Origin of the sequence: Paraburkholderia sp. RHO2, from assembly GCF_050955445.1 — a bacterium.
Lineage (GTDB): Bacteria > Actinomycetota > Actinomycetes > Mycobacteriales > Mycobacteriaceae > Prescottella > Prescottella agglutinans_A.
The window spans coordinates 385810-412716 of the sequence record NZ_CP162617.1 but is presented as its reverse complement, the minus strand read 5'-3'; the positions used below and the strand labels follow the sequence as shown (position 1 = coordinate 412716).

Sequence of the window (26907 nt, the reverse complement as noted above, 5' to 3'; positions counted from 1 at the left end):
GACCTGGGTAGGCGTGATTCGAGGCCGCCATCAGCGGGTGTAAGTTGCTTAGCCATACCTCATCGGAGGCGCCGGTGAGGGCGATGAGAGGTCCGAGATGGCAGCACGGTGGAAGAAGATCCTCGGCGCGGCGTTCGCGGCCACGACGCTGCTCAGCGTCGCGGCATGCTCGAACGACACCGATTCCGACAACGCCGGCACTTCCGCCGGCAAGATCACCGTCTACAACGCGCAGCACGAGTCGCTGACGCAGGAGTGGGTCGACGGATTCACCGCCGAGACCGGCATCGAGGTCACCCTGCGGAACGGCAAGGACACCGAGCTCGCGAACCAGATCGTCGCCGAAGGGTCGGCCTCGCCCGCCGACGTCTTCCTCACCGAGAACTCGCCGGCGATGGCGATCGTCGAGAACGCCGGGCAGTTCGCCGACGTCGACGCCGCCACCCTCGACCAGGTTCCCACCCAGTTCCGTCCGTCGACCGGCAAGTGGACCGGCATCGCGGCCCGCTCGACGGTGTTCGTCTACAACAAGGACAAGCTCGCCGCCGATCAGCTGCCCAAGTCGCTGCTGGACCTGCAGAACCCCGAGTGGAAGGGCCGCTGGGGCGCGTCGCCGTCCGGCGCAGACTTCCAGGCGATCGTCAGCGCTCTCCTCGAACTGAAGGGCGAGGACGCCACCAAGCAGTGGCTGGCGGGGATGAAGACGAACTCGATCGCCTACAAGGGCAACAGCGCCGTGATGAAGGCCGTCAACGCCGGCGAGATCGACGGCGGTGTCATCTACCACTACTACTGGTTCGGCGATCAGGCCAAGACCGGCGAGAACAGCAGCAACACCCAGCTGCACTATTTCAAGAACGAGGATCCGGGCGCGTTCGTGAGCGTCTCCGGTGGCGGTGTCCTGAAGTCGAGCAAGAACCAGGCGGCCGCACAGGAGTTCCTGAAGTACATCACCGGCAAGTCCGGCCAGGAGGTCCTGCAGACCGGCACGTCGTTCGAGTACCCGGTCGGCAGCGGCGTCGCAGCCAACCCCGCGCTGGTGCCGCTGGCGGACCTGCAGGCTCCCTACGTCGACCCGTCGAAGCTCAACAGCGAGAAGGTCACTCAGCTGATGACGGATGCCGGCCTTCTCTAGGAGGATCGGGGGGCAGGCCAAGCCCCGCCCCCCGCTGGCTCTCGTCGTGATCGTGGCGGCGCTCGTCGCCGTCACCCTGATTCCCCTCGGATACGTCGTCGTCACCACCATCACGACCGGATGGGACACGGCCTCTGCCTTGATCTTCCGCCCCCGCGTGGGCGAACTGATGGTCAACACCGTCTCGCTGGTGGTGGTGACCATCCCGATCTGCGCTGCGATCGGCGTCGGCGCGGCGTGGCTCGTCGAACGCACCACCGTCGCCGGATTTCGTTGGTGGGGTCCGGTTCTCGCCGCCCCTCTGGCCGTCCCGGCGTTCGTCAACAGCTACGCCTGGGTGACCGTCGTCCCGTCCCTGCACGGACTCTGGTCGGGCGTCCTGGTCGCCACCCTCTCGTACTTCCCGCTGATCGCACTGCCCGTCGCAGCGGCCCTGCGGCGGCTCGATCCCGCGGTCGAGGAATCCGCCCGCGCACTCGGCTCCGGCCCCTGGGCGGTGTTCTTCCGGGTTGTCATTCCGCAGCTGCGCCTGCCGATCCTGGGCGGCAGCCTCCTGATCGGCCTGCATTTGTTGGCCGAGTACGGCGCCTTCGCGATGCTGCGGTTCGACACGTTCACCACCGCGATCCTCGAGCAGTTCCAGTCCACGTTCAACGGCGCCGCCGGCAGCATGTTGGCGAGCGTGCTGGTCGTGTGCTGCCTGGTCCTGCTCATCGCCGAGGCCGGTGCCCGCGGCTCCGCCCGCTACGCCCGCATCGGCTCCGGCGCGCCACGCCACGCGTCGCGCGTGCGGCTGCGGTGGAGCGCGATTCCGGCGGTGCTGTCGCTGACCGCGCTCACCGCTCTCGCACTCGGCGTACCGGTGTGGACGATCGTGCGGTGGCTGCGGATCGGCGGTGCCGAGGTGTGGCAGTCGCCGCAGATGTGGCCCGCGCTGTCGCAGACGCTCACCTTCGGTCTGGCCGGCGCACTGGTCGCCTCCGCCCTCGCGTTCCCCGTCGCCTGGCTGGCGGTCCGCTGGCCCGGCGTGCTCAGCAAGATCGTCGAAGGCACCAACTACGTCACCAGTTCGCTGCCCGGCATCGTCACCGCGCTGGCGCTGATCACCGTCACGATCCGCTACGCCAACCCGCTGTACCAGACCACGACGATGGTGATCGTCGCATACGTGCTGATGTTCCTGCCCCGGTCGCTGGTGTCACTGCGCTCGGGGCTCGCCCAGGTGCCAGTCGGCCTCGAGGAGGCCTCGTCCGCGCTCGGCAAGCCGCCCGCCGCGACGTTCCGGCGGGTGACGCTGCGGCTGACGGCGCCGTCGGCCGCCGTCGGCGCGGCACTGGTGTTCATGGCTGTCGCGACCGAACTGACCGCGACGCTGCTGCTCGCACCCAACGGCACCAGTACCCTGTCCACCCGGTTCTGGGCCCTCACCGGCGAACTCGACTACGCGGCCGCGGCGCCGTACGCGCTTCTCATGATCGTGCTGTCGCTGCCTATGACCTACCTGTTGTTCAGCCAATCCCGGAAGGCGGCCGGCGCGTGAGCGAGATCGTGATCGACAAGGTGTCGAAGTCGTTCGGGCCGACGGACGTGTTGCGCGAGGTCGGCCTCGAAGTCGAGCGCGGTTCCATCACCGCGGTGGTGGGGTCGTCGGGCTGCGGCAAGACCACACTGCTGCGGATCATCGCCGGTTTCGAGAGTCCCGACGGCGGCACCGTGTCGATCGGCGGCACCACCGTCGCCGGCGACGGGCGGATGGTGCCGGCGCACCGCCGTCGCGTCGGCTACGTCGCGCAGGACGGCGCCCTGTTCCCGCACCTGACCGTCGGCGCGAACATCGCGTACGGATTGCCCGGCTCCCGGTGGCGCGGGCGCAAGGCGTCCGAGGCGCGCGTCGCCGAACTGCTCGAGATGGTCTCGCTCGACGGCTCCTATGCACGTCGCCGGCCCCACGAACTGTCCGGCGGCCAGCAGCAGCGCGTCGCCCTCGCCCGCGCACTCGCCCGGGACCCCGAGGTGATGCTGCTCGACGAACCGTTCAGCGCCCTCGACGCGGGCCTGCGCGTGACGACCCGCAAGTCGGTGGCGCAGACCCTGGGCGCGGCCGGGGTGACGACACTGCTGGTCACCCACGATCAGGAGGAGGCGTTGACGTTCGCCGGGCAGGTCGCGGTGATGCGCGCCGGACAGTTCACCCAGGTGGGCACCCCGGAGCAGCTGTACCACTCCCCCGTGGACGACTTCACCGCGCGCTTCCTCGGCGAGTGCGTGCTGCTGCCCGCCGACGTCGCCGACGGTGTCGCGTCGTGCGCACTTGGCCGGATCCTGGTCCGCAACACCGACTTCCGCGGCCCCGGTCGGCTGATGCTGCGGCCCGAACAGATCGTCGCGACCACGGTGTCCGAGGGCGGCACCGGCACCGTGACCCGCACCGAGTTCCTGGGCGCCCCCGCCCTGCTCGACATCACCCTCGACTCCGGCACGGAGATCCTGGTGCGGCAGGCCAGCACGCGTACGCCCGAGGTCGGCACCCGGGTGACCGTCGAGGTCATCAGCGAAGCCGAAGTCTTCCCGCCGGCGCGCTGACCGGCGGCCGCACCCTCACCCGCCCGGAGCGTTGGTGATCTTCTCCCCCGCCGGGTTCAGCGCCCACCACAGGTTGTCCATGCCCTGACCGGCCACCGAACCGGGCCGCGCGTCGCCCGCGAACAGGTACAGCGGCATACCGTTGACGGTCACCTGGTGGCCGCCGAGAGGTCCCGGAATCGTGCCGATGGTGCCGGCGACCCCGTTGACCTCGGGCCGGGTGCTGTCGCTGGTGACGGGCGGCCACATCTGGAGGCAGGTGGAGTCGCACGCGCTGGCGTTGGTGCCGGGCTGGTCCCGGTCGTACGCGTACACGGTCATGCCGTCCACGTCGACCACCACCTCGCCGATGCCGGTCTGGGCCGTGGACAGTACCGGTCCGGCCGCCGGCACCGTCGACGGCATCGGCGTCGGGGACTGCGCCGGCCCGGAATCGTCGTTGTCGGAGCAGCCGACCACCACCGCGCCCGCCGCGAGCACGGTGAGCGGGAACGCCAGAATTCTCCTCATGCGTGAACTCCTCTCGTGACCTGCGGGTCGTTCCGGTTCGGATCCCGGCTGTCGGTGGCCGCACCTACCCTTGGCCGCATGGGGTGGTACACGCCGACCGCGGTGACGCCGGATCTGGCCGGAGCGCTCGTCTGCGCGTGGTCGGCGCGCGCGGAGGGACGGCACCTGCTGGTACCGGACGGCTGCATCGACGTGCTGTGGATTCCCGGTGTGGGCGTACGGGTCTGCGGCCCGGAGACCACCGCGTGGTCGTTCACGCTGCCGCCCGGCACCGAGTCGTTCGGCATCCGATTCCGGCCGGGTACGGCCCCGCACGTGCTGCGCACCTCGGCGGCCCAGATCCGCGACACCCGAGTCGACCTCGCGGACGTCCTCGGGTCGGCGGCCGAGCGCACCCTCGTCGACCGGCTCGAGCACACCGACAGCATCGACGCCCGGCTGGCGATCCTCCAGGCCGCGGGACGGCGCTGGCTCGACGCCCGGCCCGACCCCGATCCGCTTGCGGCCCGGATCACCTCGGCGCTGTCCGCCCACTCGTGGAGCGTCGACGCGCTGGCCGACGCGTCGTCGATGACCGGACGCCAACTGCAGCGCCGCTGCAACGACGCGTTCGGGTACGGGCCGTCGACGCTGCGCTCGATCCTGCGACTCCAGCGGTTCATGCACGTGGCCCGTGCGGACCGGGACCGGGGGCTGGCCGCGCTCGCCGCCGACGCCGGGTACAGCGACCAGGCGCACCTGTCGCGCGAGTGCCGACGCATCGCGACGGTCACGCCCACCGAACTCCTCGCCGGGGAGGCACCGGACTGGCACGGCGGCGCGTCGGTGCTCGATGTCCGATCGATGCAAGACCTCCCCGTCCCGGCACAAGGAGAATCGGCCGCATGATCACCACCGAATCCACTCCCGACCTGTACCGCCGTCTCGCCGCCGCCCTCACCGAGATCGTCGACGCCGTCCCCGCCGACCGCTGGCAGAGCCCCTCTCCGTGCGAGGGCTGGACGACCCGTGACGTGGTCGCGCACATCGTCGACACGCAGGCCCAGATGGTCGGCGTCGTCGGCCTGTCCATTCCGGAGGGCCCGGCGGCGGCCGACGACCCCGCGGGCGCATGGCGGCACACCCGCGACGCGGTCCAGGCAATCCTCGACGACCCCGCGAAGGCCGGACTCCAGTACGACGGACACTTCGGACGCACCGACCTGGCGTCGACGATCCGCACGTTCTACTGCTTCGACCTGATCGTCCACGGCTGGGACATCGCCCGCGCTGCCGGCCTCGACGTGACCATCCCGGAGCGCGACATGGACATGCTCGACGCGGTCATCGCGCAACTCGGCGACTCCATCCGGATGGACGGCGTGTGCGGCCCCGCCATCGCCGTCGCCCCGGACGCCGATCGACACACGCGGATCCTCGCGACGCTCGGTCGCCGCGCCTGATTCGACCGCACCCGGCGGCGACGTCATGCGTCGGCGCCGGGTCTACCGTGCCGCTCCTCCTCCGGGGGCGGAGTGCGGTCACTGTCCGCCTCGCGGTCGCTGCTCTCGATCACCTCGGTCAACTGCTGCTTCGATATGCCGGGGCCGACGTGGGCCTCCGCCCGCAGCCGGTCCACCATGTGCGGGTAGTGCAGCTCGAATGCCGGTCGCTCCGAACGAATTCGGGGAAGCTCCGTGAAATTGTGCCGCGGCGGCGGACACGTCGTTGCCCACTCGAGCGAGTTGCCGAAGCCCCACGGGTCGTCGACGGTCACGACCTGCCCGTAGCGGTAACTCTTGAAGACGTTCCACAGGAACGGCAGTGTCGAGGCGCCGAGGATGAACGAGCCGATGGTCGACACCTCGTTGAGCGTCGTGAACCCGTCGGTCGGCAGGTAGTCGGCGTAGCGGCGCGGCATGCCCTCGGCGCCGAGCCAGTGCTGGACGAGGAACGTGGTGTGGAACCCGATGAACGTCATCCAGAAGTGCCACTTGCCCAACCGTTCGTCGAGCAGGCGGCCGGTCATCTTCGGGAACCAGAAGTAGATGCCCGCGTAGGTCGCGAACACGATGGTGCCGAACAGCACGTAGTGGAAGTGCGCGATCACGAAATAGGTGTCGGTGACGTGGAAGTCGAGCGGCGGGCTCGCCAGAATGACGCCGGACAGGCCACCGAACAGGAAGGTGACGATGAACCCGATCGAGAACAGCATCGCGGTCTCGAACGTGAGCTGGCCGCGCCACATGGTGCCGATCCAGTTGAAGAACTTCACCCCCGTCGGGACCGCGATGAGGAACGTCATGAACGAGAAGAACGGCAGCAGCACGGCACCGGTGGCGTACATGTGGTGCGCCCACACCGCGACGGACAACGCGGAGATCGAGATCGTCGCGTACACCAGACCCGTGTAACCGAAGATCGGCTTGCGGGAGAACACAGGCAGGATCTCGGAGATGATGCCGAAGAACGGCAGCGCGACGATGTACACCTCGGGATGGCCGAAGAACCAGAACAGGTGCTGCCACAGGAGCACTCCACCCGTTGCGGGTGCGTAGACGTTCGCCCCGACCAACCGCTCGGCGAACAGCCCCATCAGCGCGGACGTCAGGATCGGGAACGCCACCAGGATCAGGATGCTGGTGATGAAGATGTTCCACGTGAAAATCGGCATCCGGAACATGGTCATGCCGGGCGCCCGCAGGCAGATCACGGTCGTGATCATGTTGACGGCGCCCAGGATCGTGCCGAGCCCGCTGAGCGCGAGCCCCATGATCCACAGGTTGGGCCCCATCCCCGGCGCGTGAAGGTCACTCGTCAGCGGCGAGTACGCCGTCCAGCCGAAGTCGGCCGCGCCGCCGGGCGTGATGAAACCCGCCGAGGCGATGATCCCGCCGAACAGGAACGCCCAGTAACTGAAGGCGTTGAGCCGCGGGAACGCCACATCGGGGGCGCCGATCTGCAGCGGAAGAATGTAGTTCGCGAACCCGAACACGATCGGCGTCGCATACAGCAGCAGCATGATCGTGCCGTGCATCGTGAACAACTGGTTGTATTGCTCGTTCGACAGGAATTGCAGACCGGGGACCGCGAGTTCGGCGCGCATCAGCAGCGCCAGCAGACCACCGAACATGAAGAACGCGAACGACGTGACCAGGTACATGATCCCGAGGAGTTTGGGATCGGTGGTGGTGATCACGCGATAGATGAATGCGCCCTTGCGGGCCCAGCGCGGCGGATAGGGCCGAACGGCAACAGGTTTGGATGCGACGGTCGCCACCGGGACCTCCTGACCGCACGTCCCGGCTCCGGGCGCGCGCTGCATCGAGGGCGTCACCGGTCGCGGTCTGCCGAAGCGACCAGTGGCAGATTGGCGACCGGCGCAGACTCAGCACTGTGGACGCTACGCCTCCCGAGGGCCGTTTGGCTACGGATTCTGCCGACCGGACCGGGTCCCGAAGGACGGTTGCGACCTCGATAAGCTGCACCAATGCCGAAACAGGTCGACGGAACCACGCATGCGGGACGATTCGCTCCCAGCCCGTCCGGCGATCTGCATCTGGGCAACCTGCGCACGGCCCTGCTCGCCTGGCTGTTCGCCCGCTCCACCGGACGCCGGTTCCTCGTCCGCATCGAGGACCTGGACCGGGTGCGCCCCGGCACCGAGGAACGGCAGCTCGCCGATCTCGCCGCGCTCGGACTGGACTGGGACGGCGAGGTGGCCCACCAGTCGTCGCGGCTCCCGCTCTACGACGCCGCGATCGCGCGGTTGCAGCGCGCCGGGCTCACCTACGAATGTTTTTGCACACGTAAGGAAATCCTGCAGGCAGCGTCCGCCCCACACGCACCGGCGGGTGCGTATCCGGGTACGTGCCGCGATCTGTCCGACGTCGAACGCGACGAGCGCCGGGCGAGCGGGCGCCCGCCGGCGCTGCGTCTGCGGGCGGGCACGGACAAGTTCACCGTCGAGGACGCGTTGCACGGCCGCTACACCGGGACGGTCGACGACCTCGTACTACGGCGCGGCGACGGGATCCCCGCCTACAACCTCGCGGTGGTCGTCGACGATGCCGCGCAGGGCATCGACCAGGTGGTCCGCGGCGACGACCTACTGTCGTCGGCGCCCCGCCAGGCCTACCTCGCCGGCCTGCTGAGCCTGCCCGCGCCCACGTACGCGCACGTGCCGCTCGCGCTCAACACCGAAGGCAAGCGGCTCGCCAAGCGCGACGGCGCGGTCACCCTGGCGGACCAGGCCGCGTCGGGACACACCTCCGCCGACGTCCTGGCAGTGCTCGCGCGGTCGCTGGGGATGGCCGCCGACGGCGAGATCGTTACTCTCACTCAGCTTCTCGATCGGTGGGATCCTGAGGGCATTCCGGCGGACCCGTGGATCTTCTGCGGCTGATTCGGCCGGGTAGAACACGCAAACCAACCATTCGCCACGTAGGGTTTCGAACCAGAAGTTCATTACTTCGCCGAATACCCCGACGAGACCCAGGTGCACACATGACAACTGGTGGACAAGACCCGAACCAGAACCCGGAAGGCGGGAACGACACCCCGGCGCAGCCCGGCGGTGGCACTCCACCCCCGCCGCCCGGCGCATACCCGCCACCGCCCGGCACCGGCGCCCCGACTCCCCCTCCCGGAAGCTACCCGCCCCCGCAGGGTGGATATCCGCCGCCGCCACCGCCCGGGAACTATCCGCCGCCCGGTGGATACCCACCGCCGCCCGGCGCCGGCGCCCCGCCCCCTCCGCCCGGAAGCTACCCGCCCCCGCAGGGTGGATTCCCGCCACCGCCCGGTAGCTACCCGCCGCCGCCCGGCAACTTCCCACCGCCCCCGCCGGCATTCGACGCCGGCTACGGCCAACTGCAGCACGTCGGCGCACTCAGCGTCGGCGACGCCATCTCCTACGGATGGCGGAAATTCGCGGGCAACGCCGGGACGTGGGTGTTGATCATGGTGATCGCGGCCGCGATCCAGATCGTGCTCGGCCTGATCTTCCCCAGGGGCCCCGAGGTTGCGGCAGACGGGACGATCGAGTTCTCGAACATGTTCTCGGTGTGGGGGATCATCGGCCTCATCGTGACCACGGTCGTCGGCTACCTCATCCAGGCCGCGATGATCGGCGGCGCGCTACACGAGACATCCGGCACGAAGCCGGCGCTCGGGTCGTTCTTCCAGTTCGCGAACGTCGGCGCGATCGTCCTGGCGAGCTTCCTCGTCGGTCTGATGACGTCGATCGGCTTCATCCTGCTGTTCATCCCGGGCATCATCGTCGCGTTCCTGACTTGGTGGACGCTGCAGTTCGTGCTCGACCAGAACCAGGATGCGGTCACCGCGATCAAGTCCAGCTTCCGCGCGATCTCGTCGAACTGGGGCACGCTGCTGCTGCTCGCCCTGGCGATGGTGGGCCTGAACATCCTCGGCGCAATCCCGCTCGGCCTGGGACTGTTCATCACGATCCCGATGACGATCATCGCGTCGACGTACGCATACCGCGTCACCGTCGGCCAACCGGTCGCTCCGTAGTTCCCACGTTGCGCGCACTTACCGCTGCCCGGGCCGCCCCCGACCAGCGGTAAGTGCGCAAAACGGGCGCGGGTGGGGTGCGGATCGGCGTCACACCGCGGCGGATGCTTGGATGGCGCGGTGACAGAGTCAGTACAGTCCCCGCCCAACGCGTCCGATCCGGCGTCCTTCGCCCACGTCAGCCGCGGCTACTACGCCACCATGGTGGCACTGTTCACGGCGACGCTGCTGATCTCCAATATCTGCGCCACCAAGGGGGTGGCGTTCTTCGTCGACCAGGACGTCTCGGTCGGCCCGTTCCAGATCCTGCCGATCATCACCGACGGCGGATTCTTCCTCTTCCCCCTCGCGTACGTCGTCGGCGACGTCCTGAGCGAGGTGTACGGCTTCAAGGCCACCCGCCGCGCGATCTACATCGGCTTCGGGTCGCTGCTGCTCGCGGCGCTGGCCTTCTGGATCACCCAGGAACTGCCGCCCGCCGACTTCTACGAGAACCAGGCCGCCTTCGACGCCGTGGTCGGCGTCGTGCCGCGGCTGCTGATCGCCGGGCTCGCCGGCTACCTCGTCGGCCAGCTGCTCAACTCGGCCGTCCTGGTGCTCATCAAGGAACGCACCCGCGAGAAGCACCTGTGGGCGCGGCTCATCGGCTCGACCGTGGTCGGCGAGTTCGCCGACACCGTGATCTTCTGCTCCATCGCGGCCGGTGCGATCGGCATCTCCACGTGGGACGACTTCATCAACTACGTGATCGTGGGCTTCCTGTGGAAGACCCTCGTCGAGATCCTCGTGATGCCGGTGACGTACCGGGTGATCGCGTACGTGAAGAAGCGCGAGCCCAGCTACGCGCCGTTGGCCGACGGCCGCTTGCCGTAGAAGCGGCCGAGCGTCTCGCGCTTGTACTCGTCGAAGTAGCCGCCCTCGATGCTCTCGCGGATCCGGTCGACGAGCCGCACGGTGAACCGCTCGTTGTGGATGGTGCAGAGCGTCGAGGCGAGCATCTCCTTCGCCTTGAACAGGTGGTGGATGTAGGCGCGCGTGTAGTTGGCGCACGTGTAGCAGTCGCACTCGTCGTCGATCGGCGTGAAGTCCCGACGGAAGCGCGCCGTGTTGATGTTGAAACGGCCGTCCGGGTGGTAGATCGCCGCGTTGCGGGCCACCCGGGACGGATTGACGCAGTCGAACGTGTCGGCGCCGTTCTCGATCGCGACGAACATGTCGTCGGGCTCGCTGATGCCGAGCATGTGCCGCGGCTTGTGCTCGGGCAGCTCCTCGTTGACCCAGCGCACGATCGTGCCGAGGTTCTGCTTCTCGAGCGCACCACCGATGCCGTAGCCGTCGAATCCGCGGCCGCTCACGCCGGTGATGGACTCGAGCCCCCGCGCGGCCTGCCGGCGCAGGTCCTCGTACTGCGCGCCCTGCACCACACCGAACAGCGCCTGGTACGGCCGGTGTGCGCGCTCGGCGGTGAGCTTCTCGTGCTCGGCGATGCAGCGCACCGCCCACGCCTGCGTCCGCTCGACGGACTGCTCCTGGTAGCCGCGGGTGTTGAGCAGCGTGGTCAGCTCGTCGAACGCGAACATGATGTCGGCACCCAACTGGTGCTGGATCTGCATCGACACCTCGGGGGTGAACCGGTGCGGGGAACCGTCGAGGTGCGACTTGAACGTGACGCCGTCGTCGTCGACGTGCGCGAGGCGCTGCTTGCCTTCGGCGATGACATCGTCGGACTGCACGCCGACGGCCTCCATCGCCAGGACCTTCTTGAACCCGACACCGAGCGACATCACCTGGAAGCCGCCGCTGTCGGTGAAGGTGGGCCCGTCCCAGTTCATGAACCTGCCCAGTCCCCCGGCCTCGTCGACGACGTCCGGGCCCGGCTGCAGGTACAGGTGGTACGCGTTGGCGAGCACGGCCTGCGCGCCGAGGTCCCTCATCGACTCCGGCAGCACCGCCTTGACCGTCGCCTTCGTGCCGACCGCGATGAACGCGGGCGTCCGGATGTCGCCGTGCGGTGTGTGGATGGTGCCGGTGCGGCCCAGCCGGTCGGGCAGGCGGGTGCCCACCGTGAAGAACGGATTGGGCGGGGTCGGCACTACGTCACTCACCTGGCCATAGTGTCACAACCAGGGCCGACGACCCCGACTCCGGCTACACCGCCCGGTGGGCGGTGAGCAGGAGGTACTCCCAGTCCATCGCGAAGCGACCCTCGCCGACGCGGAACTGTCGGGCGAGGTCGGCGAGCGCCGCGTCGAGGGCCGCCACCTTGGCGGCACCGTCCTCGTCGCCGGATATCGCCTTGTACACCGCGATCGTCGGCCCGTAGTTGGACTTGAAGTAGTCGCGGAACGCCTCGGGGCCGTCGAAATGATCCACGCGGACGGTGTCGCGCTGCGCGACGACATCGGTGACGCGGTCCCCGAGCAGGTCGCGGACGTGAGCTTCGTCGCCCCACAGCGGCGGCGGCTGGGCGCCGGGCGGGGGCGGCGGCGCGTACGGCTTCATCGCTGCGAACATCCGGCCGATGAAGCCATCCGGCGTCCAGCTGAGCAGCCCGATGGTGCCGCCCGGCTTGCACACGCGGACCAGTTCGTCGGCACTCTTCTGGTGATGCGGCGCGAACATCACGCCGAGGCACGACAGCACGACGTCGAACTCGCCGTCGGCGAACGGCAGCGCCTCCGCGTCGGCGGCCTGCCATTCGAGTTCGGCGCCGCGCTTGGCGGCGAGCCGCCGTCCGGCGTCGAACAGTTCGGGCGTGAGATCCGACGCGACGACGTCGGCGCCGGTCAGCGCCGCCGGGATGGCCGCGTTGCCGCTGCCCGCGCCGACGTCGAGCACCCGCTGTCCGCTGTGCACGCCCGACGCCCGGACCAGGACCGCGCCCAGGTCCGGGATGACGTCCGCCGCGACCGCCGGGTAGTCGCCCGACGCCCACACCGCACGATGTTTGGCCTTGAGCACGCGGTCGGCTTCCTTCGCAACAAGTGATTCGCTCATGGTTCGAGCCTGCGCCCAGCCGATAACGATCGAAAGACCCCCGAGGGGTGGGCGACCACCCCTCGGCCGATCGCGCTGGCGGCTTCCGGGCTCAGGCGACTAGAACCCGTTGCAGTTGCGCCCCCCGAAATCGCCCCGCGGGCGTGCATGCACTCGATGCCCGGGCCCAAACCGGGAATCGCCGACGCCCCCATGCTTCAGCAAACGAAACGGTAAACGCCGTATCTCGATCGAGAACCTCAGGCCAGTGCGCAGTTCTCGCCATCGGATTCCACTCGACGGATTCCCCGGACCAAAAGAATGAACACGTTCTAGTATCGAGATGTAGTTGCAGGAATCAACCACGGACCGAGACGAGGAAACCATGGGACACGTCCTGGATCGGATCGAGCAGTACGCGGACGAGATCCGCGCCAACGGCGCCGAGGGCGACACACTGATGCGCCTGCCCGACGTCAACGCCAAGCGGCTGCGGGAGGCCGGGGTCGTCCGCATGCTGCAGCCCAAGGGCCACGGCGGCCTCGAGGTGCACCCCCTGGAGTTCGCGGAGACCGCGATGGCGATCGGCGCGATGGACGGCGCCACCGGCTGGGTCGGCGGCATCGTCGGCGTCCACTCCTGGGAACTGGCGTTCTTCGACCCGAAGGCGCAGGACGAGGTGTGGGGCAAGGACCCCGACACGTGGATGGCGTCGCCGTACGCGCCGATGGGTGTGGCGGTGCCGACCGACGGCGGCTACATCCTCAACGGACGGTGGTCCTTCTCGTCGGGCACCGATCACTGCCAGTGGGTCATGATCGGCGCGGCCGTCGGCGATCGGGACGGCAACCGGTTGATGCCGCCGCAGATCCTGCATGTGCTGCTGCCCCGCAGCGACTATGAGATCGACCACGAGAGCTGGGACGTCGTCGGCCTGCGCGGCACCGGCAGCAAGGATCTGATCGTCGAAAACGCCTTCATCCCGACCCACCGCACGCTGGACGCGTCGAAGGTGTTCGACGGCACCGCACCGAAGGAGGCCGGCCGCACCGAGACGCTCTACAACTTCCCATTCTCGTGCATCTTTCCGCTCGGCATCACGTCGTCGCTGATCGGCATGGCCGAAGGGGCGCTGGCGTGTCACATGGCGGCGCAGCGCACCCGGACCACGGTCGCAGGCACGGCCGCCAAGGAGGATCCGCACGTGTTGTTCGCGATCGGCGAGGCGGCCGCGGAGATCACCGCGTCCCGGGCCGCGCTCCTGTCGACCGTGGACCGCTTCTGGGACATGACCGAGCGGGGGCAGGAGGTCACCTTCGAGGAGCGGGCGGTGGGCCGACGCACCCAGACCGCGGCCGCCTGGCGCGCAGTGCGCGCTGTGGACGAGGTCTTCGCCCGGGCCGGTGGCGGGGCACTGCAGATGAAGACACCGATGCAGCGATTCTGGCGGGACGCCCACGCCGGCCTGTCGCACGCCATCCACGTGCCCGGGTCGATCTTCTACGCCTCCGCATTGACCGAACTCGGCGGCGAACCACAGGGCATCCACCGCGCGATGATCTGACGACGTGTCGCCCGGCCCGCGCGGCGGGCCGGGCGCGCTCGCTCTCCGGTCAGTCGCGCGCCAGATTCGGCGGGAAGCCGCCCGTGGCGATCGGACCCCACTCGTCGATCGTGATCCGGATCAAGCTCTTGTTCTGTTTGCGCATCGCATCCCGGTACTCGTCCCAGTCGGGGTGTTCGCCCGAGATGCACCGGAAGTACTCGACGAGCGGTTCGAGCGCCTCGGGCATGTCGAGCACCTCGGCGGTGCCGTCCACCTGCACGTATGCGCCGTTGAACTCGTCGGACAGCACGCACACACTCACCTGCGGGTCGTGACGCACGTTGACGGCCTTGGCCCGCTGCGGATACGTCGACACCACGATCCGACCCTCCGCGTCTACGCCCGAAGTGACCGGTGAAATCTGAAGCCCGCCTGATCTTTTGCGAGTAATGAGAACACTGCGATAGCGGGACCGGATGAAGTCGAGCAATTGTTCGCGGGTGACGTGTTCGGCGGTGGCGACGGCCATGGTGCACTCTCCTGATCGGCTCGGTCCGTGTACTTTTCCAGCCTATCGGCGCGACAATCGAAGTCGGCGGCCGATCGCTGGAGGGCTCGATGACAACTCGCAGACGCCGGTCATTCGGCAGAAGGCCCGACCAACGGGAGGTCACTCCTCTCGAACTCTTCTCCGATCTCGTCTACGTGTTCGCCATCGGGCAGCTGTCGACGCACCTGCTCGGAAACCTCACCTGGCCGGGGCTCGCCGAGACCGTCGTGCTCTACGTCGCGGTGTTCGCGGCGTGGGCGTACACGACGTGGGCGGGCACCCTCACCGATCCCACGCAACCGTCGGTCCAGATGACGACGCTGCTCGGCATGCTGGTCGGACTGTTCATGAATGCATCCATCCCTTCCGCATTCGACAGCTGGGGTTGGCTTTTCGCCGCGACGTACCTGTTCATCCAGATCGGCCGGACGACGTGGTTGCTGACGGCCGGACTCGACCCGGTGATGCATCGACACTTCCAGCGCACACTGACATGGCTCGCGGCTACGGCACCGCTGTGGATCGCCGGCGCCGCCGTCGGGCACGACGCACGACTCGTCCTGTGGGGCATCGCCACGGCGGTCGACGTCGTCGGAGTGCTGACGGCGCATCCCCTGCCGCACAGGCGCATTCACTCCGAGAGTGTCACCTTCGTGGCCGCACACTACTTCGAGCGCACGCGCCTGTTCTTCATCATCGCGCTCGGCGAGACCGTCCTGACCACTGGGCTCGCGATCTCGCACGCGCCGCTCGCACCGATGACGCTGTTCGCCGGTACCGTCGCACTGACCGGCACGATCATGTTGTGGTGGGTGTACTTCCGGCGGTCCGAACGGGTTGCACGCCAACAGGCCACCGTCGAATCCGACGCGGTGAAGATCAGCCGGTATGCGTTGTACGGGCTCATGGTGATGGTCGCGGGCCTGCTCGCCATCGCGGTGGGCGACGAAGTCGTGATCGCGCATCCGTCCGAGAAAACGGACCTCACCACCAATGCGCTGCTGTTCGGGGGTCCGCTGCTCTTCTTCGCGGCGCAGTCCTGGTATATGCGGGTGGTGCTCGGCGACCTGCCGCCCTCCCGGCCCGCCGCCATGATCGCGCTGGTCGCCCTCGGCGCGGCCACCCTGCCGCTCCCGCTCTACGCCGCGTCGGTCAGCGCCACGGCGGTGGTGCTCGCAGTGGCGGTCGCCGACGGACGTCGCGCGGCCGACGAAGAGGCGGGATCGCCGGGATAGCTCAGCACCAGACCGCGTCAGCGAAACGCCGCGTGCCCCGTGAGCGCCCGGCCGATCGACAGCAGGTGCATCTCGCTGGTGCCCTCGTAGGTGAGCACCGATTCGAGGTTGTTGGCGTGCCGCAGCGGCGAGTACTCGAGTGTGATGCCGTTGGCGCCGAGGATCGTTCGACACTCGCGGGCGATCTTGATGGCCTCGCGGACGTTGTTGAGCTTGCCGACGCTGATCTGGTCGGGTGTGATCTCGCCGCGGTCCTTGATGCGGCCCAACTGGATCGCCAGCAGCATGCCCTTGCCCAGCTCGAGGGTCATGTCGGCGAGCTTCTCCTGCGTGAGCTGGTATCCGGCGAGCGGCCGGTCGAACACCTCACGGGTACCGGCGTATTCGATCGCCGTCTCCAGGCTGTCGCGGGCCGCGCCGAGGGTTCCGAACACGATGCCGAAGCGGGCCTCATTGAGGCACGACAGCGGCGCGCTCAGACCGCGGGCCTCGGGCAACTGCGCCGACGCCGGCACCCGGACACCGTCGAGCACCAGTTCCGACGTCACCGACGCCCGCATCGACAGCTTCCCGTGCACGGTGTTCGCAGTGAATCCCGGTGTGTCAGTGGGGACGAGGAAGCCCCGTACCCCGTCGTCGGTCTGCGCCCACACCGTCGCGACATCGGCGAGACTGCCGTTGGTGATCCACATCTTGGTGCCGTCGAGGATCCAGTCGCCGCCGTCGCGGCGGGCACGGGTGAGCATCCCGGCCGGGTTGGAGCCGAAGTCCGGTTCGGTGAGCCCGAAGCAGCCCAACGCCTCACCGGTCGCGAGCCTCGGCAGCCACTCCTGCTTCTGTTCCTCCGAGCCGTACCGGTGGATCGAGAACATCGACAGCGAGCCCTGCACCGACACGAAGCTGCGCAGGCCGCTGTCGCCAGCCTCGAGCTCGAGGCACGCGAGCCCGTAACTGACGGCGTTGGTGCCCGCACAGCCGTAGCCCTCCAGGTGCATCCCGAACAGGCCGAGTCCGCCGAGGTCGCGGGCGATCTCGCGCGGCAGCGTCGCGGACTCGAACCACTCGGGCAGGCGTGGCCGCAGCCGCTGGTCCACGAGCCGTCGGACCGTGCCCTGGATGTCGCGTTCCTGCTCGTCGAGCAGGGTGTCGATCCCGAACAGGTCCAACGGCTCCATGGTCATGTCAGTCCACCGCCCCCGCGAATTGGCTGTTGTACAGGTCGAAGTACGCGCCGCGCCGCTCGAGCAGCTCGTCGTGGCTGCCCTGCTCGACGATCCGGCCCTCCTCCATAACGACGATCAGGTCGGCGTCGCGGATCGTGGACAGCCGGTGGGCGATCACGAAGCTCGTGCGATCGCTGCGCAGCACCGCCGTGGCCTGCTGCACCAGCAGCTCCGTGCGGGTGTCGACCGAGCTGGTGGCCTCGTCGAGGATGAGGATCGACGGCTGCGAGATGAACGCGCGGGCGATCGTGATCAGCTGCTTCTCGCCGGCGCTGATGTTGCTGCCCTCTTCGTCGATGACCGTGTCGTAGCCGTCGGGCAGCATGTGCACGAACCGGTCGACGTAGCTCATCCGGGCGGCCTCGCGGATCTGCTCCTCGGTGGCGTTCGGGTGGCCGTACGCGATGTTGTCGCGGATGGTGCCGCCGAACAGCCACGTGTCCTGCAGGACCATGCCGATCCGCGAGCGCAGGTCGTCGCGCGTCATCAGCGCGGTGTCGGTGCCGTCGAGCGTGATGCGCCCGCCGTCGACCTCGTAGAACCGCATGATCAGGTTCACCAGCGTCGTCTTGCCGGCGCCCGTGGGACCCACGATCGCGACCATCTGCCCCGGCTCCGCCGTCAGCGACAGGCCCTCGATGAGCGGGGTCTCCTTGTCGTAGCTGAACCGGACGTCCTCGAACTCGACTCGACCGCGCGACAGCACCGGGCTGGCGGCGGGATCCGGATCCGCGGATTCCTCCTCCTCGTCGAGGACCGCGAACACGCGCTCCGCCGACGCGATGCCCGACTGCAGCAGGTTCACCATCGAACCGATCTGGGTGAGCGGCTGCGTGAACTGACGCGAGTACTGGATGAACGCCTGCACGTCGCCCAGGCTCATCGTGCCCGACGCGACCCGCATGCCGCCGATGACGGCGATCGCGACGTAGTTCAAGTTGCCGAGGAACATGATCGCCGGCATCACCATGCCGGAGATGAACTGCGCCTTGAACCCCGACTGGTACAGCTGCTCGTTCTTCTCCTGGAACGCGGCGTCGACCTCGCGGTGGCGGCCGTAGGCGGTGACCAGTTCGTGGCCGGTGAGCGACTCCTCGATCTGGCCGTTGAGCTCGCCGGTGGTCTTCCACACCGACGCGAAGTGCGGCTTGGAGCGCTTGGCGATCTTGGCCGCGACGATCGCGGACAGCGGCACCGTGAGCACCGCGATCAGCGCCAGCAGCGGCGAGATGGAGATCATCATCGCCAGGATGCCGAACACCGTGAGCGTCGAGATCAGCAGCTGGCTGAGCGTCTGCTGCAGGCTCTGCGACACGTTGTCGATGTCGTTGGTGACGCGGCTGAGCAGGTCACCGCGCGAGTTCGCGTCGAAGTAGCGAAGCGGGAGCCGGTTGAGCTTGCGCTCGACCTCGTTGCGCAGCGCCCGCACGACGCCCTGCACGATGTTGTTGAGCAGGTAGGCGGCCGCCCACGACACCAGCGACGACGCGATGTACAGCGCCAGCACCAGCGCCAGGACCCGGCCGACCGCGGAGAAGTCGATCCCGACGCCGGGCACGAGGTCCATGCCCGAGACCATGTCGGCGAACTGGTCCTGGCCGGACGCGCGCAGGCCCTCGACGGCCTGCTCCTTGGTGAGCCCCGCGGGGAGCTGCCGGCCGATGACACCGTCGAAGATGAGGTTGGTGGCGTGTCCGAGCAGGCGCGGACCGATCACCGACAGCACCACGCTGATCACCGCGAGCACCAGCACACACGAAACGGCCACCCGGTGCGGGCTCAGCCGTCCGAGCAGGCGCTTCATCGACGCGCCGAAGTGCTCCGCCTTGGCGGCCGGTGCCCCGGGAGCCCCCGGCATCGGGGGCGAGGACTGGGTCGACGTGCTCACAGCGCCTCCTGGACCGAACGCTGGGACTCGACGATCTCGACGTACGTCGAACACGTCTCGAGCAGCTGCTCGTGCGTGCCGATGCCGACCGTCGCACCCTCCTCGAGGACGATGATCTGGTCGGCGTCGACGATCGTCGACACGCGCTGGGCCACGATGATCACGCAGGCATCCTTGGTCTCGGGCCGCAGCGCCGCACGCAGCCGGGCGTCGGTGCTCAGGTCGAGCGCCGAGAACGAGTCGTCGAACAGGTAGACGGACGGGCGGCGCACGAGCGCCCGCGCGATCGCGAGGCGCTGCCGCTGACCGCCGGACACCGTCGTGCCGCCCTGCGCGACCGCGGTCTCGAGCCCCTCGGGCATCGCGCGGACGAAGTCGGCGGCCTGCGCGATCTCGAGCGCGTGCCACAGCTCGTCGTCGGTGGCGTCGGGCTTGCCGTAGCGAAGATTGCTGGCGATGGTGCCGGAGAACAGGAAGGGCTTCTGCGGCACCAGTCCGATGTGCGAGCGCAGCAGCTCGGGATCGAGTTCACGGACGTCGGTCCCGGACACGGTCACCGCGCCGGACGTGACGTCGATCAGACGCGGGATGAGGCCGAGCAGCGTGGTCTTGCCGGATCCGGTGGCCCCGATGATCGCGGTGGTCTTGCCGGGTTCGGCGGTGAAGCTGATGCCCCGCAGCACCGGCTCGTCGGCACCCGGGTACTGGAACTCGGCGTCGCGCAGTTCGACGAACGCCGGGTGGTCCATCACGGTCACCGGGGAGGCCGGCGGCAGGACGGACGGCTCGGTGTCGAGGACCTCGGTGATGCGCTCGGCACACACCGCGGCACGCGGGGCGAGCATCGCGATCATCGACGCCATCATCACCGACATGAGGATCTGCATGATGTAGCTGAGCAGCGCCGTCAGCGAGCCGATGCCCATGCCGCCGTTGTCGATCTCGTGGCCACCGAACCAGATGACCGCGACGCTGGTGAGGTTCGCGATCATCATCACGATCGGGATCATCAGTGCCGTCATGCGGCCGACGCGCAGCGCGGTGTCGGTGAGCGCACCGTTGGCCTCGTCGAAGCGCTCCGCCTCCGAGCGCTCCCGCACGAAGGCGCGCACCACGCGGATGCCGGTGATCTGCTCGCGCAGCACCCGGTTCACCGCGTCGATGCGGGTCTGCATCGTCCGGAACGCCGGCACCAGCTTGGTGATCATCACGATCATCGTCAGCGCGAGGAGCGGGACGCTGATCGCAAGGATCCACGACAGTCCGGCGTCCTCGCGCACGGCCATGATGACGCCGCCGACGCACATGATCGGGGCCATCACCAGGATGGTCGCGCTGAGCACGACCATCATCTGCACCTGCTGGACGTCGTTGGTGCTGCGGGTGATGAGCGACGGCGCACCGAAGCGGCCGAACTCGCGGGACGAGAAGTTGCGCGCCCGGCTCACGACCGCGCGGCGCACGTCGCGGCCGAAGCCCATCGCCGCCCGCGCGCCGAAGTACACCGAGCCGATGGAGCAGATGATCTGCACCACCGTCACGAGGAGCATCTTCCCGCCCGCCGACATGATGTAGCCGGTGTCGCCTGCAGCCACTCCGTTGTCGATCAGGTCGGCGTTGACGCTGGGGAGATACAGCGCGGCGCCGGTGGCGACGAGTTGGAGGAGGACGACACCTGCGAGTTCGCGCTTGTATGGCCCCAGATAGGTGCCGAGGAGTCTGATCAGCATGGTTTGCGAAGGTTACCAATCCGGAGGGCGAAAAAGGGGGGATCGGCCCCGAGTGCTCGAGTCCGATCCCTCCCTCTTCATCGAATGTTCACAGCGTCTTTCAGGAGACCGTGGCGTCCTCGAGTTCGCGCTTCTCCCGCGGCAGCGCGCGGGCCAGCTTCTCGCCTTCGATGTCGACGTTCGGCAGGACCTTGTCGAGCCACTTCGGCAGCCACCACGCCTTGTCGCCCATGAGCGCCATCACCGACGGGATGACGAGCATGCGGACGACGAACGCGTCGAAGAACACGGCGGCCGCGAGCGCGAAGCCCATCGACTTGATGAACGAGTTCGGTTCCGCGATGAAGGCCGCGAACACGGAGATCATGATGATCGCCGCCGCCGTCACGACGCGGGCACCGTGGTTGAAGCCCATCTTCACCGCGTCCTTCGCGGACGCCCCGTGGACGTACTCCTCGCGCATGCGGGTCACCAGGAACACCTGGTAGTCCATCGCGAGACCGAACACCACGCCGATCAGGAAGATCGGCATGAAACTGACGATCGGCTGCGGGTTGGCGGCCAGACCGCCCCAGCCCTCCTGGAACACCGCGACGGTGGCGCCGAACGTGGCGACGACGCTGAGCAGGAAGCCCAGGGTCGCGGTCAGCGGCACCAGAATCGAACGGAACACCAGCATCAGCAGCACGAACGCGAGTCCGACGACCACCGCGAGGTAGGGCACGAGCGCGTCCAGCAGGCGCTCGGAGATGTCGCCCTCGAGCGCCGTCTGACCGGTGACGCCGTAGTTGACGCCGATCGAGTCGTGCAGGTCGGCCTCGGCCGCGCGGATGTCGGCGACCAGATCCATCGTCGATGGGTCGCTCGGGCCGCTGCGCGGGGTCACCATGACCTGCGCGGTGTCCCCGGCCTCGTTGACGCCGCCGGGGACGACCTGCGCGTTGACGACGTCGGGCTGCTCGGAGATCTTCGCGACGACGGCGCCGAACGCCTCCTCCTTCGGGACGGTCGCGTCCTGCGCGTCCACCACGACCAGCAGCGGACCGTTCTTGCCCGGCCCGAAGCCCTCGTTCACCAAGTCGTACGCCTGGCGGGCACTGGTCGTCGGGTCGCCGCTGCCCTCGTTGGGCAGCGCCAACTCCAGCTTGGCCGCGGGGATCGCGAGCACCCCGAGCATCAGCACGCCGGCGATCAGGCCGACCGCGGGACGGCGGACCACCGCACCGGCATACCTGCGGGCGAAGGTGACCTTGCCGTCGTCGCCCTCGGCGTCGCGCTGGCTCAGGCCGGGGATCCGGCCGGCGAACGCCTTGCGGCCGAACAGGCCGAGGATCGCGGGCAGCAGCGTGAGCGCGATGAGGACGGCGATGAACACCGTCGACGCGGCCGCCGCGCCCATGTCGGACAGGAACGGGATGCCCACGACGCGCAGCGCGACGAGCGCGATGATGACCGTCAGGCCGGCGAACACCACCGCCGAACCCGCGGTGCCGACCGCGCGACCCGCGGCCTCGGACCGGTCGTCGGTGAGCGACAGTTCGTGTTTGAAGCGCGAGACGATGAACAGCGAGTAGTCGATCGCGACGGCCAGGCCGATCATGACCGCGAGCGTCGGGGTCATCGAACCGAGGTCCATGAAGCCGGTCGCGACGGTGATCCCGAGGCTGCCGATCATGATGCCGATGATCGCCGTGATGAGCGGCAGCCCCGCGGCGACGAGCGAGCCGAACGTGATCACGAGGACGACGGCGGCGACGGCGATGCCGATGAGTTCGGTGATGCCGCCCGGCATCTCCGCCTCGGTCGCGGCCGAGCCGCTGATCTGGACGTCGAGACCTGCGTCCCGGCCGACGTCGGCAGCGGCCTTGATCTGGTCGCGCGTCGCCTGGTCCATGTCGCTGAACTCGCCGTCGAACGGGACCTGGATGTAGCCGACGGTGCGGTCGGCGCTCAGCGGCGACAGCGCCTTCGCGTTGGCGAGCGCGACGTCCTCGGGGATGCCCTGCTGCGCCGCCGACGCGGCGGCCATCTGCTGCAGCCCGGCGTCCGCGACCACCGGATCGGTGAGCGCGCCCGGCGTGCCCGGCTCCGCCTTGGCGGACGCACTGACCTTGTCGATGCCGCGCACCTTCGCGATGACGGCGTCCATAGCGGCCTGGTTCTCCGGGGTGTCGAGCGTCTGCCCGTCCGGCGCGGCGAACACGTAGCGCGCCGACAGCGAGTCCATCCCGCTGCCCTGGTCACCGAAACGCTCGGCCATCAGGTCCTGCGCCTGCTGCGCCGGGGTGCCCGGAATGGAGAACGAGTCCTTGGTCGGACCCGACAGCGTGGCCGCGCCGACGCCCATCAGGACCAGGATCGCCAGCCAGATGGACAGGACCGTGCCTTTTCGCCGGTAGGCGAATCGACCGATCCGGTAGAGATAGGTGGCCACTGTGGCTCCTTCGTGATCGGGTGCGGGTTCTAGCGCGGGGGTACGGCGAGGCCGGACCGCAGGTGGTCGAAGGCCTCGTGGACGAGTTGTTCGGGGTTCGCGGCCGACGACCGACCGCTCATCCACAGGTCGAGCGATGCCTTGCACGCGGCGCCGACCACCACCTGCAGCAGGCTGGGGTAGAGACCGGAGGCGCCGGTCCGCTCGGCGATGACCTCGTCGAGCATGGGCGTGAGCCGCAGATGCAGCTCCATCTTCTTGGCCAGCAGCGTCGGGCTCGAGTCGATGAGATCGGCGAGCGCCTTCATCTCCTCGAGTTGGTGTTCGGACTCGGTGGTTGCCCGCACGACGATGTACTCGAGCGAATCGAGGATCGGCTCGTCGGCAGGCCGCTCGCGCAGCCAGTCGGCCCACTCGAGCACTTGCGCCTCGAGGTGGTGCAGGACGGCTTCTTCCTTGCACGAGAAGTAGTTGTGGAACGTGCGGGTGGACACACCGGCCTCGGCGGCGATCATGTCGGCGGTGACGAGTTCGATCCCCCGCTCCTTCGCGAGGCGGGCGGCGGCCTCACTGAGCGCGATGCGCGTCGCCACCTTCTTTCGGTCCCGCAGGCCGAGTACTTCACTCACTTCATCGAAAGTACCGAATTTGCAGAGCTCTGCAATGTTGCAGGTAAGTGCATTTTTGTGGAATCGGGCACACAAAACACATTTGCGTGATAGGCGTCACCCGAGCCCGCTCGCGGGCTTACCCTGAGGCGATGCCCGACTGGGACGGCGAGCGCTACGCACAGGTGAGCGACCTGCAGCGAGCGATGGCCACCCGCGCTGTGGCCGGCCTGGACCTGCACCCCACCGACCACCTACTCGACGTCGGCTGCGGCGACGGATACGTGACGCGCCTGCTGGCCGCGCGACTGACCGCCGGATACGCGGTCGGCGTCGACGCGTCCCCGCGGATGATCACGAAAGCCGCCGGTTCAGCGGGCTCGAGGGGAAGCGGGCGGGTCTGGTTCCTCACCGCCGACGCCCGCCACCTGCCGCTGCGGGGCCGGTTCGACGTCGTCGTCACGTTCAACGCCCTGCACTGGATCCCTCAGCAGCGGCAGGCGCTCGCGGCGATCGCGGACGTGACCCGACCGGGCGGACGGGTGCTCGTCCAGGTGGTGTGCGCCGGCGAACGCCCGAGTGTCGAGTCCGTCGCGATGGCCGTCGCCCGCTCACCGCGCTGGGCCGATCGGTTCGCCGGATTCGAGGCACCGTTCGTCCACGTCGATCCGGACGCCTACCGCGACCTCGCGGCATCGGCGGGACTGACGGTCACCGACCTGTCCGTCCACGACGAGAGTTGGGACTTCGGGAGTCGGGACGCATTCGCGGCGTGGTGCACCGCCGGATCCGGCGCCTGGACCGGCCGCCTCTCCCGCGCCGACCGGCCACGCTTCGTCGACGACTGGGTGCGCGCATACGAGACCGTCTCGGATCGCCCGGGACTCTTCCGGTACATGCAGATGCGGGCGGCGCTCACTCCACGAGCAGGCCGGTAGGCAACTAGCTCACTCGCACTGGAACCTGCGAAGGCACTTCGCAACAGCCAATTTTCATCAACCGAGTCGAGCAGTTTCGGCACCGCCGCACCGCCGCATGGCCGCCGCGAACTGCGGTCGCCGGGAAGACCGACCGCCCGCGGGATAGCGAATGGCGCTCTCGAGTAATCACATCCGCGCGGGAACTCGACGTCAGGCCCTAGCGATTGCCTCCGATACCGAGACCGCCGTCCACCGGGATGCATGCCCCCGTCATGTACGACGACGCAGGCGAGAGTAGCCACGCGACGAGTTGGGCGATCTCCGCCGCATCGCCCAGACGGCCCATGGGAGTCATCGCCTGGCGTGCACGCTTGCCTTCGTCGGTTGCGTTCTCGAGGAGCATCGGAGTTTCGACAAACCCTGGGCAGGTGGCGTTCACACGAATCCCCATGCTTGCACCCTCCAACGCCGCGGCTTTCGTAAGCCCTACTGCTCCGTGCTTGGAGGCGACGTACGCGGCACCGTTGGATACCCCGATCAACCCGGCCGCCGAGGCGTTGTTCACGATCGACGCGCCCCCACTCAGATACCGCAGTTCGTGCTTGAGGCACAGAAACATGCCCACCAGGTTGACGTCGACGAGTGCGCGGAAGTCTGCGACGTTCGTATTTGCCAGCGCAGTACCGAACGAGTACGCCCCCGCGGCCGCAATTCCCGCGTTGTTGAAAGCTCCGTCGAGACCACCGAAAGCCGACACCGCCTCGGAGATCATGCGCTCGACCTCCGCCTCGTCGGAGATGTCCGCGACGAGTGCGGCTGCTTGCCCCCCGGCGGCATCGATGTCGCCGGCGACCGTGGAGACTCGCTCGAAGTCACGATCAGCGACGACCACCCGTGCACCTCGGGCGCCTAACAGGATTGCGGTCTCGCGGCCGATCCCGGACGCAGCCCCCGTGACCAGGAACCTGCGCCCCGCGACGCCGTCCGAACCGTGCAGGATTCCCCCGTGCACCCCCTCGAACCGACCTGCAGTCGAACTATCGATCCCCAGCCCGATTGCAGCACTGTAACTTTCGCGCATGTCCGACATGACCGAAGGCTAACAAGACCTCCACCCCGATAGCTCCTACCGGCGGAAAATTGGATTCCGATATGCGGAACGCACCCCCTCGACACCTTCGAAGCCTACGAGAGCTGGGAAACCTTGAGTACGCGATGAGCATCGGTAGCCGCGGAAATAAGCTGTGCACCAACCGCTTCCAAATCCGTTGTCTGCATGCGGTAGATGGGCATGCAGACCGACAGAGCCGCTATCGGCTTGCCTCGATCGTCCAGAACGGCCACCCCCACCCCGCCCACCTCCGCGCGAAAGCCCCCGCGGTTCACCGCATACCCGGTCGACCTGACGTGCTGCAGTTCCTTGCGAACGTCTGCAGGATCGGTCAACGACCGCTCGGTGTACCGACGCAGCGGACCGGCGAGGACCCAGTCGATCGCGTCGTCGGGCAGGGCTGCCAGTTGCGCAAGCCCCGGCGACACGCAGTGCGCGGGCGATCTGCTGCCGAGCGTACTCACGGAGTGGACCGGCTTGGGCGAGACGAGCTGTTCGACATAGATGACATGCCGCCCCTGGAGCACGGTGAGATGAATCGTCTCCTGCGTCTCGTCGTGAAGCTCGGCCATGATGGGCCGCAGCCTACTCCGAATATCCTGTCCGACTTGCAGACCCGGCGCGAGACTCAACAACCCCGGCCCGAGTCGATACCTCAGTTCGTCGTCCTTCTCGACCCATCCACGCTCGACGAGAGTCTTCGCCAGGCGAAATGCCGTCGTCTTACCGACCCCCAGGCGGTCCGCCAGTTGCGTGACAGTGAGTCCGTTGTTCTCCGCGAGGAGCTCCAGAAGCGAGAGCGCCCGATTGACGGAGCCGAGCGTGTCCGATGCGCGCGATTCGACCATAGAATCACCATAACGGAACCAATCTCGGAAGATTCGTTTCGCTATGAGGAACACCCGTTGAGCATTCAGGAATCCACTGCCTATGGTGCAGATCAC

At 68.2% G+C, this 26907-nt stretch carries 23 protein-coding genes; 11 read left to right on the top strand and 12 right to left on the bottom strand.

What is annotated here, in order from left to right:
- Positions 1 to 97: 97 nt before the first annotated feature.
- Genes ABTV10_RS01855 through ABTV10_RS01845 form a run of 3 tightly spaced genes read left to right on the top strand, consistent with a single transcriptional unit; the run spans position 98 to position 3718 of the window.
- Positions 98 to 1135 carry an iron ABC transporter substrate-binding protein gene (locus tag ABTV10_RS01855; RefSeq protein WP_499032148.1) on the top strand — a complete coding sequence of 346 codons (1038 nt, stop codon included), beginning with the start codon at positions 98 to 100 and terminating at the stop codon, positions 1133 to 1135.
- The gene (locus ABTV10_RS01850) at positions 1119 to 2675 is read left to right on the top strand and encodes an ABC transporter permease (RefSeq protein WP_499032147.1); all 1557 of its coding nucleotides are present in this window, start codon (positions 1119 to 1121) and stop codon (positions 2673 to 2675) included. The genes ABTV10_RS01855 and ABTV10_RS01850 overlap by 17 nt, the downstream gene beginning before the upstream one ends.
- Positions 2672 to 3718 carry an ABC transporter ATP-binding protein gene (locus ABTV10_RS01845; RefSeq protein ID WP_499032146.1) on the top strand — a complete coding sequence of 349 codons (1047 nt, stop codon included), beginning with the start codon at positions 2672 to 2674 and terminating at the stop codon, positions 3716 to 3718. Before ABTV10_RS01850 ends, ABTV10_RS01845 begins: the two co-directional genes overlap by 4 nt.
- 15 nt (positions 3719 to 3733) lie before the next feature.
- On the opposite strand, the gene ABTV10_RS01840 is transcribed toward ABTV10_RS01845, so the two are convergent.
- Positions 3734 to 4228, bottom strand: coding sequence for a COG4315 family predicted lipoprotein (locus ABTV10_RS01840; RefSeq protein ID WP_433609308.1), 495 nt, complete (start codon positions 4226 to 4228; stop codon positions 3734 to 3736).
- Between the two features lie 78 nt (positions 4229 to 4306).
- Between ABTV10_RS01840 and ABTV10_RS01835 the strand changes: the two genes are divergently transcribed.
- Both ABTV10_RS01835 and ABTV10_RS01830 read left to right on the top strand, forming a co-directional pair.
- Positions 4307 to 5116: a helix-turn-helix domain-containing protein gene (locus ABTV10_RS01835; protein WP_499032144.1), complete on the top strand. Its 810-nt coding sequence runs from the start codon at positions 4307 to 4309 to the stop codon at positions 5114 to 5116.
- A complete protein-coding gene (locus ABTV10_RS01830) occupies positions 5113 to 5670 on the top strand; it encodes a TIGR03086 family metal-binding protein (protein WP_499032143.1) in 558 nt (185 codons plus the stop codon). Before ABTV10_RS01835 ends, ABTV10_RS01830 begins: the two co-directional genes overlap by 4 nt.
- Positions 5671 to 5693: 23 nt before the next feature.
- On the opposite strand, the gene ctaD is transcribed toward ABTV10_RS01830, so the two are convergent.
- Complete coding sequence (ctaD, locus tag ABTV10_RS01825) at positions 5694 to 7487, bottom strand: aa3-type cytochrome oxidase subunit I (protein WP_499032141.1); 1794 nt, start codon at positions 7485 to 7487, stop codon at positions 5694 to 5696.
- A gap of 210 nt (positions 7488 to 7697) precedes the next feature.
- On the opposite strand from ctaD, the gene gluQRS reads away from it, so the two are divergent.
- The 3 genes from gluQRS to ABTV10_RS01810 all read left to right on the top strand — a co-directional run bounded on the left by gluQRS (position 7698) and on the right by ABTV10_RS01810 (position 10615).
- On the top strand, positions 7698 to 8612 hold the full coding sequence (gene gluQRS / locus ABTV10_RS01820; RefSeq protein ID WP_499032139.1) for a tRNA glutamyl-Q(34) synthetase GluQRS: 915 nt from the start codon (positions 7698 to 7700) through the stop codon (positions 8610 to 8612).
- A 101-nt stretch (positions 8613 to 8713) separates the two neighbouring features.
- A complete protein-coding gene (locus ABTV10_RS01815; protein WP_499032138.1) occupies positions 8714 to 9742 on the top strand; it encodes a DUF2189 domain-containing protein in 1029 nt (342 codons plus the stop codon).
- A gap of 120 nt (positions 9743 to 9862) precedes the next feature.
- Positions 9863 to 10615 (top strand): queuosine precursor transporter, encoded by a 753-nt coding sequence (locus ABTV10_RS01810; RefSeq protein WP_499032137.1) that lies wholly within the window; start codon positions 9863 to 9865, stop codon positions 10613 to 10615.
- On the opposite strand, the gene tgt is transcribed toward ABTV10_RS01810, so the two are convergent.
- A complete protein-coding gene (tgt, locus tag ABTV10_RS01805; RefSeq protein WP_433609294.1) occupies positions 10582 to 11847 on the bottom strand; it encodes a tRNA guanosine(34) transglycosylase Tgt in 1266 nt (421 codons plus the stop codon). The two genes, ABTV10_RS01810 and tgt, sit on opposite strands and share 34 nt — an antisense overlap.
- 43 nt (positions 11848 to 11890) lie before the next feature.
- Positions 11891 to 12739, bottom strand: a complete 849-nt coding sequence (locus ABTV10_RS01800; RefSeq protein ID WP_499032135.1) for a class I SAM-dependent methyltransferase — start codon at positions 12737 to 12739, stop codon at positions 11891 to 11893.
- Between the two features lie 364 nt (positions 12740 to 13103).
- Here ABTV10_RS01800 and ABTV10_RS01795 point away from each other — a divergent pair, with 364 nt between their 5' ends.
- The gene (locus ABTV10_RS01795) at positions 13104 to 14282 is read left to right on the top strand and encodes an acyl-CoA dehydrogenase family protein (protein ID WP_499032134.1); all 1179 of its coding nucleotides are present in this window, start codon (positions 13104 to 13106) and stop codon (positions 14280 to 14282) included.
- Between the two features lie 49 nt (positions 14283 to 14331).
- Here ABTV10_RS01795 and ABTV10_RS01790 read toward each other — a convergent pair whose 3' ends face one another.
- Positions 14332 to 14793: a PPOX class F420-dependent oxidoreductase gene (locus tag ABTV10_RS01790; protein ID WP_499032132.1), complete on the bottom strand. Its 462-nt coding sequence runs from the start codon at positions 14791 to 14793 to the stop codon at positions 14332 to 14334.
- A gap of 89 nt (positions 14794 to 14882) precedes the next feature.
- On the opposite strand from ABTV10_RS01790, the gene ABTV10_RS01785 reads away from it, so the two are divergent.
- On the top strand, positions 14883 to 16049 hold the full coding sequence (locus ABTV10_RS01785) for a low temperature requirement protein A (protein ID WP_433609286.1): 1167 nt from the start codon (positions 14883 to 14885) through the stop codon (positions 16047 to 16049).
- Positions 16050 to 16066: 17 nt separating this feature from the next.
- Here ABTV10_RS01785 and ABTV10_RS01780 read toward each other — a convergent pair whose 3' ends face one another.
- The 5 genes from ABTV10_RS01780 to ABTV10_RS01760 form a co-directional block, all read right to left on the bottom strand.
- Entirely contained in the window at positions 16067 to 17230 is a 1164-nt protein-coding gene (locus tag ABTV10_RS01780) for an acyl-CoA dehydrogenase family protein (protein WP_499032131.1), read from the bottom strand.
- Between the two features lies 1 nt (position 17231).
- The gene (locus ABTV10_RS01775) at positions 17232 to 19160 is read right to left on the bottom strand and encodes an ABC transporter ATP-binding protein (protein ID WP_499032129.1); all 1929 of its coding nucleotides are present in this window, start codon (positions 19158 to 19160) and stop codon (positions 17232 to 17234) included.
- Positions 19157 to 20890 carry an ABC transporter ATP-binding protein gene (locus tag ABTV10_RS01770; protein WP_499032127.1) on the bottom strand — a complete coding sequence of 578 codons (1734 nt, stop codon included), beginning with the start codon at positions 20888 to 20890 and terminating at the stop codon, positions 19157 to 19159. Before ABTV10_RS01770 ends, ABTV10_RS01775 begins: the two co-directional genes overlap by 4 nt.
- 100 nt (positions 20891 to 20990) lie before the next feature.
- The gene (locus tag ABTV10_RS01765) at positions 20991 to 23324 is read right to left on the bottom strand and encodes an MMPL family transporter (RefSeq protein ID WP_499032126.1); all 2334 of its coding nucleotides are present in this window, start codon (positions 23322 to 23324) and stop codon (positions 20991 to 20993) included.
- Between the two features lie 29 nt (positions 23325 to 23353).
- The gene (locus tag ABTV10_RS01760; RefSeq protein WP_433609278.1) at positions 23354 to 23953 is read right to left on the bottom strand and encodes a TetR/AcrR family transcriptional regulator; all 600 of its coding nucleotides are present in this window, start codon (positions 23951 to 23953) and stop codon (positions 23354 to 23356) included.
- Positions 23954 to 24084: 131 nt separating this feature from the next.
- Between ABTV10_RS01760 and ABTV10_RS01755 the strand changes: the two genes are divergently transcribed.
- Complete coding sequence (locus tag ABTV10_RS01755; RefSeq protein ID WP_499032125.1) at positions 24085 to 24870, top strand: class I SAM-dependent methyltransferase; 786 nt, start codon at positions 24085 to 24087, stop codon at positions 24868 to 24870.
- A 199-nt stretch (positions 24871 to 25069) separates the two neighbouring features.
- On the opposite strand, the gene ABTV10_RS01750 is transcribed toward ABTV10_RS01755, so the two are convergent.
- Together ABTV10_RS01750 and ABTV10_RS01745 are read right to left on the bottom strand one after the other, a co-directional pair.
- On the bottom strand, positions 25070 to 25942 hold the full coding sequence (locus ABTV10_RS01750; RefSeq protein ID WP_499032123.1) for an SDR family NAD(P)-dependent oxidoreductase: 873 nt from the start codon (positions 25940 to 25942) through the stop codon (positions 25070 to 25072).
- A 95-nt stretch (positions 25943 to 26037) separates the two neighbouring features.
- Complete coding sequence (locus ABTV10_RS01745; protein ID WP_499032121.1) at positions 26038 to 26811, bottom strand: IclR family transcriptional regulator; 774 nt, start codon at positions 26809 to 26811, stop codon at positions 26038 to 26040.
- Positions 26812 to 26907: the final 96 nt, after the last annotated feature.

Bases quoted from the DNA above. Each gene is read 5' to 3' on its own strand.
- ABTV10_RS01855 (WP_499032148.1), top strand. From the start codon at position 98: ATGGCAGCACGGTGGAAGAAGATCCTCGGCGCGGCGTTCGCGGCCACG.
- ABTV10_RS01850 (WP_499032147.1), top strand. From the start codon at position 1,119: ATGCCGGCCTTCTCTAGGAGGATCGGGGGGCAGGCCAAGCCCCGCCCC.
- ABTV10_RS01840 (WP_433609308.1), bottom strand. From the start codon at position 4,228: ATGAGGAGAATTCTGGCGTTCCCGCTCACCGTGCTCGCGGCGGGCGCG.
- ABTV10_RS01835 (WP_499032144.1), top strand. From the start codon at position 4,307: ATGGGGTGGTACACGCCGACCGCGGTGACGCCGGATCTGGCCGGAGCG.
- ABTV10_RS01830 (WP_499032143.1), top strand. From the start codon at position 5,113: ATGATCACCACCGAATCCACTCCCGACCTGTACCGCCGTCTCGCCGCC.
- gluQRS (WP_499032139.1), top strand. From the start codon at position 7,698: ATGCCGAAACAGGTCGACGGAACCACGCATGCGGGACGATTCGCTCCC.
- ABTV10_RS01815 (WP_499032138.1), top strand. From the start codon at position 8,714: ATGACAACTGGTGGACAAGACCCGAACCAGAACCCGGAAGGCGGGAAC.
- ABTV10_RS01800 (WP_499032135.1), bottom strand. From the start codon at position 12,739: ATGAGCGAATCACTTGTTGCGAAGGAAGCCGACCGCGTGCTCAAGGCC.
- ABTV10_RS01795 (WP_499032134.1), top strand. From the start codon at position 13,104: ATGGGACACGTCCTGGATCGGATCGAGCAGTACGCGGACGAGATCCGC.
- ABTV10_RS01790 (WP_499032132.1), bottom strand. From the start codon at position 14,793: ATGGCCGTCGCCACCGCCGAACACGTCACCCGCGAACAATTGCTCGAC.
- ABTV10_RS01785 (WP_433609286.1), top strand. From the start codon at position 14,883: ATGACAACTCGCAGACGCCGGTCATTCGGCAGAAGGCCCGACCAACGG.
- ABTV10_RS01780 (WP_499032131.1), bottom strand. From the start codon at position 17,230: ATGACCATGGAGCCGTTGGACCTGTTCGGGATCGACACCCTGCTCGAC.
- ABTV10_RS01770 (WP_499032127.1), bottom strand. From the start codon at position 20,890: ATGCTGATCAGACTCCTCGGCACCTATCTGGGGCCATACAAGCGCGAA.
- ABTV10_RS01755 (WP_499032125.1), top strand. From the start codon at position 24,085: ATGCCCGACTGGGACGGCGAGCGCTACGCACAGGTGAGCGACCTGCAG.
- ABTV10_RS01750 (WP_499032123.1), bottom strand. From the start codon at position 25,942: ATGTCGGACATGCGCGAAAGTTACAGTGCTGCAATCGGGCTGGGGATC.
- ABTV10_RS01745 (WP_499032121.1), bottom strand. From the start codon at position 26,811: ATGGTCGAATCGCGCGCATCGGACACGCTCGGCTCCGTCAATCGGGCG.